The sequence below is a fragment of the Weizmannia sp. FSL W8-0676 genome, assembly GCF_038593015.1.
In the GTDB taxonomy this organism is placed as follows: domain Bacteria; phylum Bacillota; class Bacilli; order Bacillales; family Bacillaceae_C; genus Weizmannia; species Weizmannia coagulans.
The window spans coordinates 782,708-794,625 of the sequence record NZ_CP151954.1; the positions used below are offsets into that span (position 1 = coordinate 782,708).

The window sequence follows — 11,918 nt, forward strand, 5'->3', positions numbered from 1 at the left end:
ATAAAACAGGCAAATGTGAAAAATTTTCATCATCCCGTTTTTAATCGTTTCAAATCCGTATTGCATAAAGGGGGAAGGGGGGGGCGCTGCTGTGGCAATGCAAAAAAAGATACAGAGCGTGCAGCCCGGCATCTGCATAGTCGTGTAGAAAGGATTTGAGTTTGAAATTGAGCAAAACATCAAGTGAAGATTTAAAAAAAATTCCGTTGAGTGAGAATCAAATCAGAGGAATTCTCCACTCTTTCATGCATTCGTTTGAATCGATTGAAGTGCAGACAAGCAAAGACAGGCACCGGGAATTGACAATCGAGCAAGCAATCGATTTGCTTGTCCGCAATATGAGCAGGAAAAGTATACTCGATTTTATCCACCAGCTTAACATCATCCGCGAGCGCCGTTCGAGCGTGCTGGCTTATGTGAAATACATTTTGACAGCATTAGTCGTGCGCCTGGAACAAAGCGGAAAAAGGGATATCAATCGTTATAACTAAACTGGAGATGGCTGCCTTTTCCCCGGCTCCGGTAACTGCTGTAACGTAACCGTTATCGTGCAAGGCATGTTTAAAAATACGAAGGAACCATTGCCGGATGGAAAGCTGTTTTTATCTCCGGCTTCTGCATGGATGGGAAGAAGGGGTTTTCGAAGCGTTCGGGATATCAATCGTTCATTGCATGGGAAGAGGGTTCACTCCGGTTTTCGTTTGTGCTCGGCGAAACCGCTGCCGCATGTTTAAGCGCGTGAAAGATCCTTTATTGCACGGAAAGATGCTTTTGGCCGGATACCATATGATATGGAGAAAGGAGTTAAAGTGCCCTTTGCCGGGTATCATTAATGTACGGAAAGTAGCGCCCCATATAGAAAGGAGGCATTCATGTGAGAAAAGCCCCGCTTATGCCTTTGCCGGCGGCTTTTTTTAAACAAGATACGCTGGAGCTGGCGCGTGCCCTTCTCGGTTGCCTGCTCGTCAAAGAGACGGAAGAAGGAACGGCGGCCGGTTTTATTGTCGAAACGGAAGCATACATGGGTGCATCGGACAGGGCCGCGCACAGTTATGGAAACCGGCGGACGAAAAGAACGGAAATCATGTACCATGGCCCGGGTCACGTGTATACATACCAAATGCATACCCATTGCCTCGTGAATGTCGTCAGCGGCCGGGAAGGTACTCCGGAAGCCATCCTGATCCGCGCCTTGGAACCTTTTATGGGAACGGAGCTGATGTTTGCCCGTCGGAAAGTCAAGGAAGCAAAGCAGCTTACAAACGGTCCGGGGAAATTGGCGAAAGCGCTCGGCATTACAATGGAAGACTACGGGCGCGTATTTTACGAACGCCCGCTCTTTATTGCGGAAGGATACGAACCGGAACAAATCGAAACCGGCCCGCGCATCGGGATCGACAACACCGATGAAGCCAAACATTACCCGTACCGGTTCTGGATAAAAGAAAACCGTTATGTATCGAGGCGGGCGTAAACGGTAGGGTGGTGCGTGAAGAAAGTGCCGAAGAGAAAAAACACCGGCATGTAGCCGGTGCCGAACGATTTTATGAAAGCGGATTTTTCTCATCCCCTGGGTCCTACGATCATCGCTTATCCAAACGAGCAAATGATCCGTTTTTCTATTTTTTAATGGAGGCCGGCAAAATTGGGATAAGCCGGCCTCTTTCGCCAGTCTACCAGAAAAACCCGTAGCCGTACGGGAAGCCGTATCCGCCGTAAAAAGCCGGTCCGAGCAATGCCGATGTTGCTAGGCCGCCTGCAAACCCTCCAAGGAACGGGCCGAAACCGAATCCCCACGGTCTGAATCCCCATGGCCGGAAACCCCATGGCCGGAAACCCCATGGCCGGAAACCCCACGGCCGCAATCTTACATCTTCTTGGTGAAATGTTTCATAATAAGGAACTCCCTGATAATCTGTATTCAAAGTTTTTTCCTCCTCAACCCCATTATTTTTTGTACGATAAAGCATATGTGAAAAAACCGGTGTCTGTATGGGTATCTGCCTTTTATCCCAAAAATTTGCGCTGCATCCCCCGTGCGGCTCAAGTAAGGCATTCGCCAACGTGAAATTTTAAAGCGGCGGATGTTAAAAACGGCTGGAAATATCCGATACAAATAGTAGACAAAAAAGCGGTTTTGTTCCGCCATGAAACAAGGGGCGGGACACGCCGGAAAATAAGGAGATACTTGCTATGATTGGAGCGACGCAGTGGCAGGCTGCGCATCCGCCTCTTGCAAACAGCACACCGCAGGCACAAAAGGCAACCGAGGCGGATCAGGCCAGGCCAATTGTGACAAAAGAAAACAGGGAACAAAGCCTTCCCGCCAATGAAGAAACGAAAGAAAAAGTGAAAAAAGCGGTGGACCAGCTGAACCATTTCTTGTCCGGATCATCCACCCATTTAAAATTTCAATTTCATGACCAGCTGAAAGAATATTATGTTACGATTGTCGACGACAAGACGGACCAGGTGATTAAAGAAATTCCGCCGAAAAGGATTTTGGATACGTATGCCGATATGCTGCACCATGTCGGGATTCTGGCCGATGAAAAGGTATAAGGAGGGAATTGAATGACATCCATACAAAGAATCACAGGGCTTGCGAGCGGCATGGACATCGATTCCATTGTCGAAAAAATGATGACCGCGGCAAAACAGCCTTTGGTCAAACTGCAGCAGCAAAAGCAAATTTTGGAGTGGCAGGAAGAAGACTACCGGACGCTGAACCAAAAATATTTTGACTTCCGCTCCACGCTGTCCAACATGAAATTGACAACCAAGTACAGGGTGCGTACGACAACCTCGTCAAACGAAAATAATGTGACGGCCACTGCGGCAAATAATGCTGCACTCGGATCAGCAACCATCCAAAGCGTTACGCAACTGGCAACGGCTGCGACAAAAATCAGCGGATCAGGATCTGAAACGGCAACAACGATTTCCAAATCCGGTGCCAAAATCAAAGCGGACGCAAGCCTTTACAGCCAGACCGGGAACTTTTTAAACGGCATTACTTGGAACAACGGGGTCGTGGTCTCCCAGTCTTTTTCAGGAGACGGGGATGCGACGGCATCGGTCAAACTGTCCAATCCGCCTGTTTCAACAACGACGGACGGTATTACCTATTATGCTATGAATGTAAAAGTCAATGGCAAAACCTATCAGGTTGTAAATGATAAAAGCAATATTCCTGACAATGAAAAAGGCAATTATGCCGTTTATAACGCGGAAAGCGGCGTGTTGACATTTGACAGTGCGGTATCTTCGGGATCCAGCATCAATGTGGAGTATGTCGCGGGGGCGGTGACAGAAACAAAAACATTGGCCCAGGGTACGGCAACGATGCAGCTGGGGCATGGCTTGATCGCAACGGATGCGGGCGGAGATCAGGCGTTCAGCTTAAAAATCAACAATACAAACTATGTGCTCGAAAACGACAAACTGTACGCAGAATCCGATACAGGAAAAAGCAGTCCGATCGGTACGCTGGATGCTTCAACCGGCCTGATCACGTTTACGGATTCATCTGTATTAAGCGGAGAAAGCAACACAGTTTCCGTCACTTATTCATCAAAATATGCCACCATGTCGCTCGGAAGTTATAATGAAGACGGAAGTATAAATAAAGCGACTTTTTATATTGATGGCACGGATTCTTTAAATACTGTCATGGCAGATGTAAACAACCATTCGACACTTGGGATCGGCATGTACTATGACGCAAATGCGGACAGGGTTTCGCTCACGAGAAAATCGACTGGAGACCTTAACAAAGACGGTGATGAAATCATCATTGGCGGGTCTGGCAATGATTTTTTAAATCAAACATTGCAGTTTAATGGCAGCAAAGAATCCGGCGGTGAGAATGCAAAATTTACGATGAACGGCCTGGAAACAGAACGTACGTCCAACACGTTCGCCATCAACGGCGTAACGTACACCCTTAAAAGCAAATTTGATACACCCGTCACGGTTACGGTCTCTAACGATACGGACACCATTTTCAAAAACATCAAAGATTTTGTGGACCAGTATAACAGCCTGATTGATGCCGTGCAGTCGAAGCTGAATGAAGACCGCTACCCGGATTATGCGCCGCTTACGGACGACCAACGCAAGGAATTGACGGACACGCAGCAGGACCAATGGGATAAAAAAGCGAGAAGCGGCCTTTTAAGGAATGATATGACGCTGAAAAGTTCCCTGTCGAACATGCGGTCATTGATTTATTCAAAAGTAAATAACGCCAATATTTCATCCGAATACAGCCAATTATCAAGCATCGGCATCACGACAACTTCCGACTGGCTGGAAGGCGGCAAGCTGGAAATTGATGAAGACAAGCTGAAGGCTGCGATCCAAAACGATCCGGATTCGGTTGAACTCCTGTTTCGCGCGTCCGGTAGCACAACATCGGAAAAAGGCATTGTCCAAAGGCTGTACGACAGCGTCAATCAAACGTATAACACGATCGTTGACAAAGCCGGAAAGTCCACTTATGTGAACACCCAGTTCACGATTGGGAAAAACATCAACGATTTGACGGATAAAATTAGTGACATGAATGACAAACTGGACAAGCTTGAAGACCGTTATTATGCGCAGTTTACAGCGATGGAGCAAGCGATCCAAAAATATAACAGCCAATATACTTATTTATCCAGCTTTTTCAGTCAGCAATAGTTAAAGGAGGGGCCGCAAATGGCAACACGTAATCCATACCAGGCGTATCAGAACAACTCGATTGCAACCGCATCGCCAGGCGAGCTGACATTGATGCTGTACAATGGCTGCCTGAAGTTTATCCATTTGGCGAAAAAAGCCATTGAAAACAAAAATTTTGAAGAAAAAAATAAAAACATCCAAAAAGCGCAAAACATCATCCGTGAATTGATGATGACGCTCGATACGGGCAAATTTGAAGATGCAGAAAAGATGCTTTCCCTTTACGATTTTATCCTGCGCGAACTGATCCAGGCCAATGTGAAAAATGATATGTCAAAACTCGATACAGCGGAAGAGTTGGTAACGGGTTTCCGCGACACCTGGAAGCAGGTCATCCAGGCGAACCGCCGGCAAACATACGGGCAAGGCGGCAAAGTATGATGGGCGATCTAGCCGCCTGCCTGGAGCTAACGGAAGCGCTGCTTTCGGAATTTCATAAAGAGCAGCCGAGGGATACCTTGATCCAAAACGTCCACCGGCTCCTTGACCGACGCGGCGCGCTGCTTGCTGCCATGAAACCGCCTTTTTCCGCTGAAGCGCAATTGCTTGGAAGAAAAATCATGGATCTTGACAAACAATTGAAGCCCCTGATGCAGGAAACGCTGTCCGGCATCCGGAGCGACATCCAACAAGCTGCGAAAAAGAAAACGTCCATGAAGCAGTATATTAATCCGTACCAGTCCCTGCAGTTAAATGATGGAAGGTTTTATGACCGGAAAAGATAGGAGTTCTGATCAATGCAGAACTTCTTTTTTTTTCAGGGAAAGCCGTGTAAACTGCTTTTTACAGCACCATCGGAGGGGGATGACAAATATTTCTAAGAAAAATTCGCCAAAAAAGAAGGAATTTAGACAGGCAATGTGTAAATATATAAGTGTAAGATTATTAGAGAAGGCAGCGCTTTCACTGTTCAAAGTGAAAGTACGAGCATACCGCGGTATGCAAGGGGCTGCCAGTTATGAGGAGGGGTCCACATGATGAACTACAACATTCGTGGCGAAAACATTGAGGTAACTCCGGCGATTCGGGATTATATTGAGAAAAAAGTGAACAAGTTGGATCGGTATTTCGTAGAAACGCCAGACACTTCCGTCAATGTAAAACTTAAAGTCAATCCGGATAAAACTTCCAAAGTGGAAATTACGATTCCGATGCCGCAGGTTGTATTGCGTGCGGAAGAAACCAATGAGGATATGTATGCGGCAATTGACCTGATTGCTGACAAATTGGAGCGGCAAATCCGCAAACATAAAACAAAAGTAAACCGGAAACTGCGCGAAAAAGGAAGCACGAGGGAACTGTTCACTACTCAGGACACCGGACTTAAAGAAAAACAAGCCAGGAAAGAAGAAGACTCAGAACTGCAAATTGTGCGGACCAAACATTTTAACTTAAAACCGATGGACAGTGAAGAAGCAGTGCTGCAAATGAACCTTTTGGGCCACAACTTCTTCATTTACACCGATGCGGAAACAAATCATACGAACATCGTATACCGCCGCAAAGACGGCAAATACGGGCTGATTGAAACAAAATAAGGGAATGGCGAAGCAAGCACCCGCGGTGAATCCGCGGGTGCTTTTGCAGCATGGGCCTATCCGGTGAAAGCAAAGCGGGCCGGGGGCGGTTTTTTAGCACACAACTCGAGCCGGCAAGGAACGCGGCTCCGGCAGAAAGGTGAAAACGAGCCGGTGCCTATGTTCAGGATAGAAGACCTAATTAGACAATTCGCCCTGCTTCGCCGGTGGTTTTGTCAATTGGAGCTTCTATCGGGACAAAACCCTTGGCAGACATGGCTCTTTTGTCTAATTAGCCGCCATGCTGCAGTGGACGCGGCCCCGGCAGAAAGGTGAAAATGAGCCGGTGCCTATGTGTAGGATAGAGAAGAAAAAAGGCAAGCAGGAAGCGAGAAAAGCCCGGATGGCGGACTGGAAACCGGGGGGCGGGCAGCCGGCAAGGCATCCGCTTGCAGGAAAGGCCAGTGCAGGGACAGACATTTCTATACGAGGGGGAAAGATGATGGACCTGGATTACTTGTATCATCCTTATGTATCCACCAGAAATACCGTTTTTGCCAAAAAAGGAATGGTTGCCACTTCACAGCCGCTAGCTGCCCAGGCCGGCCTTGAAGTTTTACAAAAAGGCGGCAATGCGATTGATGCCGCTATTGCCGCAGCCGCCGCCTTAACGGTCGTGGAGCCGGCCTCGAACGGCATCGGTTCAGATGCATTCGCCATTGTTTGGGCGGGCGGGAAACTGCACGGTTTAAATGCAAGCGGGCCCGCACCGCAGTCGATTTCCATTGAGGCCGTGAAAAAACAAGGGTATGAAAAAATGCCGGCTTATGGGGTGGTCCCGATTACGGTGCCAGGCGCGCCGGCAGCATGGGCGGCGCTATCGGAAAAATTCGGGCGGCTCCCGCTGGCAGACGTTGTGCAACCGGCAATCCGGTATGCGGAAGAGGGGTACCCGCTTTCGCCGGTTTTGGGAAAATACTGGGAAAGGGCATTCCGCCAGTTTCAAACGATTTTTAAAGAAGAAATGTTCCGGCCATGGTTTGACACGTTTGCGCCGGACGGCAGGGCGCCAGCAATCGGGGAAGTGTGGAAATCGCCCGGGCATGCCGCGGCATTAAAGGAAATTGCGGAAACGAAAGCAGAAAGTTTTTACAGGGGGCCGCTTGCAGAAAAAATCAGTGCCTGTATCCGGAAATGGGGCGGCTTTTTAAGCAGGGAAGATTTGGAGGCTTATCATCCCGAATGGGTGGAGCCGATTTCCGCCAGCTACCGGGGCTATGAGGTGTGGGAAATGCCGCCGAACGGGCAGGGGCTTGTTGCGTTGATGGCGCTCAATATTGCGCAAGGATTTGAATTTCGTGAAAAAGACTGCGTGGATACCTATCATAAACAAATTGAAGCAATGAAACTCGCTTTTACAGACGGCAAAGCGTTCATTACAGATGTCGGTGAAATGAAGGCGGACATTGCACACTTGCTTTCGGAAGGCTATGCTGCAAACCGGCGCAGGCTGATCGGGGATCTGGCGCTGGATCCGGAACCGTATGAACTGTCAAAGAGCGGCACTGTCTATTTGGCGGCAGCGGACGGGGAAGGGAATATGGTTTCTTATATCCAAAGCAATTATATGGGATTCGGCTCCGGCATTGTCGTTCCGGGCACAGGAATTGCTTTGCAAAACCGGGGGCATGATTTTTCTTTGGATGAAACGCATGTGAATGCATTGAAACCCGGCAAAAAGACGTATCATACGATTATTCCCGGCTTTTTAACAAAAGACGGGGAAGCGGTCGGGCCGTTTGGGGTGATGGGCGGCTATATGCAACCGCAGGGCCACTTCCAAGTGATCATGAACACGATTGATTTTCATCTTCATCCGCAGCAGGCGCTCGATGCCCCGAGATGGCAATGGACGGAGGGGAAAAAAGTGCTGGTAGAACCCCATTTTCCGAATCACCTTGTGCAAGGGCTGATCCGAAAAGGGCACGATGTCCAAGTGGCTGCGGATACTGGCGGTTTCGGCCGCGGCCAGATCATCTGGCGCAACCTGGACACGGGCGTACTGATGGGCGGCACGGAATCGCGTGCGGACGGCATGGTGGCGGCCTGGTAAAACGCTTTTCCAATTCCAAATGGGTGCTCAGGCCTCTTCATTTTTTTCAGACAGCGGCCCGGGCATGCCGAACCGGGAAAGCCGGAATCTCCCTGGAGGTTAAAAACCGGTTGCCTGGCATGGATTTTAACGTCTTTCCGAAAGAAGTCTCCCATCCTCAAGGAATGTGAAGGTGCGAATCGCACCAATGAGTAGGTGGGAGATGAATTTCGGTTGGCTTTAGCCAAAGTTATTTTTCCAATCCTTTTCTCAACAATTCTAAGATTGCGGCTGTTCTAGTTGGAATCCCATTTTCTTTTTGATATTGCTCCAATTTTTCTAATATCGTCTTAGGCATATGAATTTCTACACGTTCTTTCTCTTCTCTCATGATTATCACCTCATATTGATTGTACGGATTTTTTACGATATAATCAATATATACGAAATTTTTCCGCACAAAGTGAGGTGAATTGATATGGCCAAGCAAAACAAAGCTTTCAAGTTTCGTTTGTTACCAAACAAAGAACAATCCGCATTATTAGCTAAGACATTTGGTTGTGTTCGCTTTGTCTACAATAAGATGTTAGCTGAACGCAAAGAAACGTATGAAAAGTTCAAGGATGATAAAGAATTGCTTAAAAAGCAAAAGTTTCCGACTCCTGCAAAATATAAAAGTGAATTTCCATTCCTAAAAGAAGTGGATTCTTTCGCTTTGGCAAATGCACAAATGAACTTACAGACTGCTTATAAGAATTTCTTTGAAGGAAATGCGGATTTTCCAAAGTTCAAAAATCGTAAAGCAAAACAATCCTATACAACTAATATGGTCAACGGAAATATTAAGCTAGAAAATGGTCATATCAAACTGCCAAAAATCAAAAAGCCAATAAAAATGAAACAGCATAGAGAGATACCTGCTGATTATAAAATCAAATCTTGCACTATTTCTAAAACAAAGACAGGCAAATACTACATTTCAATTTTGACAGAATATGAGAAAGATATTCGTCCAGTTAACATACAGAAAGTTGTTGGTTTGGATTTTGCTATGGATGGTCTATATGTCGAGAGTGAACAGGGTAAGAAAGCCAATTACCCACGTTACTATCGGCAAGCCTTAGATAAATTAGCAAAAGCACAACGAATTCTTTCTCGAAGAAAGAAAGGTTCTGCACGTTGGAACAAGCAACGACTAGTAGTGGCTAAGTTACATGAGAAAGTGGCGAACCAACGCATGAATTTTCTTCATCATAAGTCAAAAGAATTAGCTTCTAACTTTGATGCTGTCGTGATTGAGGACTTGAACATGAAAGGGATGTCTCAAGCCCTTCACTTTGGGAAAAGCGTTCATGATAACGGCTGGGGTATGTTCACTACTTTCTTAGCGTATAAGCTAAAAGAACAGGGGAAACAACTTGTGAAAATTGATAAGTGGTTTCCCTCCACTAAGAAGTGTTCATGTTGTGGTGCAGAAAAACCTGTGAAACTATCTGAACGCACCTACCGTTGTTCGTGCGGTTATGTGGCAGATCGCGACTATAATTCAGCAATCAATATCAAAAATGAAGGTATACGCTTATTAGCGTTATCATAAGTAACAAAACTCTTGGAACAAGAGGGTTAGCTCGGTCAGTTTTCGTTGGCTAGTAAAAGCAACGATAAGTCGAGAAGCCCCCACTTCAATCAAACCGTAAGGTTGATAAGTGGAGGGTAGTTCACATGACGATATAGACGATATACCTGAAGTTGTGCATCAGCCCCGGGCGTCCATTTGCATGGCGATGGCTTTTTGCAGCAGGCAACAGAGCGGCAATATTTTGTTTATTTTTTATGGGATTTTTAGCCTTAAGCACCGGCAGCCTGTCTCCGGGTTCTTTTGTTGTATGCGCTCCGTTTCAGTGTTACAATACAATAAGGTATATTTCAGGAAACAAAATACACGCACCCGGCAAATCCTGGGCTGTATCATCGGAATTTTCCCCAAAAAGCATGGAAACCCTGGTTTAACACGGCCGGGAAAACCCGGCAGCTCTGAGGAGTAAAAATTTTTCGTGATAATTTAACTATTCCCCCCCAAAAATGCGGCTAAATATGTAATAATTTAAATAATTAGAGCTTGCTGGACGAATATTTTGGCATGGCTTAGTGACAAGTCGAATACAAGCTAAAATTTGATTCGTTCAGCAAGCCCTAATTAAACTTGGCTGTTTTGAGGGGGTTTTTATTTTGGTTACTAGAAAAGAAAAAAGAAATCGTGAAAAAGAAGCAAATTATTTTTTCGAGTTCCTTAAAATTCAGAAGCATTTTTTCAAAGACCTGATGAATAACCTAAAAAAGGTAGCAGACCACCGACATCAAAGCTATATCACTTATGGTCCAGAGGTCCTTTTATTTACGATGATGTTGAAAAATATGACCGGCCTAAAATCCATGAGAAACATGAGTGAGAGTTTTAATAAAGAAGAATGTATTAAAAATGTAGGGAAGGTGTTAGGCTTAGATTCTCTTGAAGAACTTCCACATTATGATACAATTAACGACTTTTTATCTGGCTTAGATGTAAATGAATTAGAAAAAATTAGAACGTATATGATTAAAGAATTATTGAAAAAAAGGTCTCTCGAGTCTTATCGAATTGAAGGAAAGTACTGGGGTGTCATCATTGATGGAACTGGATTACACACCTTTCATGAGAAACATTGTAAACACTGCCTGAGACGGGCATATACAAATAAAGAAACAGGAGAAACGAACGTACTTTATATGCACCATGTACTTGAAGCCAAGCTTGTCGTGGGGGATATGGTCTTCAGTATTGCCTCCGAATTTATCGAAAATGAATCAGAAAATGTTTCTAAGCAAGATTGTGAATTAAAAGCCTTCGACAGGCTGGCAAAGAAAATAAAAAAAATATTTAAAAGACTACCGATTTGTATCTTGGGAGATAGTCTCTATGCATGTGAAACGGTATTTAATCTGTGCAGGGCGCACAAATGGAAATATATATGCAGATTTAAGGAAGGGAGAATTAAAAGTATCTCGACGGAGTTTAAGGCAATAAAAGAGCTGGAACAAAGTAAGGATCAGAATTCATTAGTTTGGGTGAATGATATTGCCTACAAAGACAGAACGGTCAATCTGATGGAGGCCACAATGAAAACAGAGGATGGGAAATCGAAAGAGTATGTATTTATAACGGATATTAAAATCACGAAAAAGAACGTGGAACGACTCATCGCTGCAGGAAGAAGCCGCTGGAAGATTGAAAATCAAGGATTTAACGAACAAAAAAATAATCGTTACAATATAGAACATGCCAATAGCCAAAACTACACAGCCATGAAAAATCATTATTTATTAGTTCAAATAACAGATATTATTAGACAGCTGTTTGAAAAAGGTTCGTCAATCTTAAAAGCACTCAAAAAAACGGCAAAAGAAAAATCCTCAAATCTGTTGGAATCGTTTCGGACACGTATTTTAACAGACGAGGATTTCACCCATTTAAGTAAGCCAATACAAGTAAGGTTTACTTAATGGTTATATTATAGCAAAGGATGTGATGTAAAAAAAGGTTT

The 11,918-nt window shown here is 45.3% G+C and carries 11 protein-coding genes; 10 read left to right on the forward strand and 1 reads right to left on the reverse strand.

Annotation, left to right across the window (positions count from 1 at the left end; translation table 11 throughout):
- Positions 1–167: 167 nt before the first annotated feature.
- The 8 genes from NST20_RS03690 to NST20_RS03725 all read left to right on the forward strand — a co-directional run bounded on the left by NST20_RS03690 (position 168) and on the right by NST20_RS03725 (position 8,358).
- Positions 168–491: a hypothetical protein gene (locus NST20_RS03690; protein ID WP_342400099.1), complete on the forward strand. Its 324-nt coding sequence runs from the start codon at positions 168–170 to the stop codon at positions 489–491.
- Positions 492–892: 401 nt separating this feature from the next.
- Positions 893–1,474, forward strand: coding sequence for a DNA-3-methyladenine glycosylase (locus tag NST20_RS03695; protein WP_342400404.1), 582 nt, complete (start codon positions 893–895; stop codon positions 1,472–1,474).
- Between the two features lie 719 nt (positions 1,475–2,193).
- Complete coding sequence (gene flaG / locus NST20_RS03700) at positions 2,194–2,562, forward strand: flagellar protein FlaG (protein ID WP_017551657.1); 369 nt, start codon at positions 2,194–2,196, stop codon at positions 2,560–2,562.
- A 12-nt stretch (positions 2,563–2,574) separates the two neighbouring features.
- Positions 2,575–4,686, forward strand: coding sequence for a flagellar filament capping protein FliD (gene fliD, locus NST20_RS03705; RefSeq protein WP_026684155.1), 2,112 nt, complete (start codon positions 2,575–2,577; stop codon positions 4,684–4,686).
- Between the two features lie 18 nt (positions 4,687–4,704).
- Complete coding sequence (gene fliS, locus NST20_RS03710; protein ID WP_014095877.1) at positions 4,705–5,109, forward strand: flagellar export chaperone FliS; 405 nt, start codon at positions 4,705–4,707, stop codon at positions 5,107–5,109.
- Positions 5,106–5,453 carry a flagellar protein FliT gene (locus NST20_RS03715; protein WP_026104639.1) on the forward strand — a complete coding sequence of 116 codons (348 nt, stop codon included), beginning with the start codon at positions 5,106–5,108 and terminating at the stop codon, positions 5,451–5,453. The genes fliS and NST20_RS03715 overlap by 4 nt, the downstream gene beginning before the upstream one ends.
- Positions 5,454–5,702: 249 nt before the next feature.
- The gene (gene raiA, locus NST20_RS03720) at positions 5,703–6,266 is read left to right on the forward strand and encodes a ribosome-associated translation inhibitor RaiA (RefSeq protein WP_017551661.1); all 564 of its coding nucleotides are present in this window, start codon (positions 5,703–5,705) and stop codon (positions 6,264–6,266) included.
- Between the two features lie 481 nt (positions 6,267–6,747).
- A complete protein-coding gene (locus NST20_RS03725; protein WP_342400405.1) occupies positions 6,748–8,358 on the forward strand; it encodes a gamma-glutamyltransferase family protein in 1,611 nt (536 codons plus the stop codon).
- 229 nt (positions 8,359–8,587) lie between these two features.
- On the opposite strand, the gene NST20_RS03730 is transcribed toward NST20_RS03725, so the two are convergent.
- Positions 8,588–8,728, reverse strand: a complete 141-nt coding sequence (locus NST20_RS03730) for a ribbon-helix-helix protein, CopG family (protein ID WP_013860635.1) — start codon at positions 8,726–8,728, stop codon at positions 8,588–8,590.
- An 87-nt stretch (positions 8,729–8,815) separates the two neighbouring features.
- Between NST20_RS03730 and NST20_RS03735 the strand changes: the two genes are divergently transcribed.
- Positions 8,816–9,934 (forward strand): RNA-guided endonuclease TnpB family protein, encoded by a 1,119-nt coding sequence (locus tag NST20_RS03735; protein ID WP_342400100.1) that lies wholly within the window; start codon positions 8,816–8,818, stop codon positions 9,932–9,934.
- 632 nt (positions 9,935–10,566) lie between these two features.
- Positions 10,567–11,877 (forward strand): transposase family protein, encoded by a 1,311-nt coding sequence (locus NST20_RS03740; protein WP_013858128.1) that lies wholly within the window; start codon positions 10,567–10,569, stop codon positions 11,875–11,877.
- Positions 11,878–11,918: the final 41 nt, after the last annotated feature.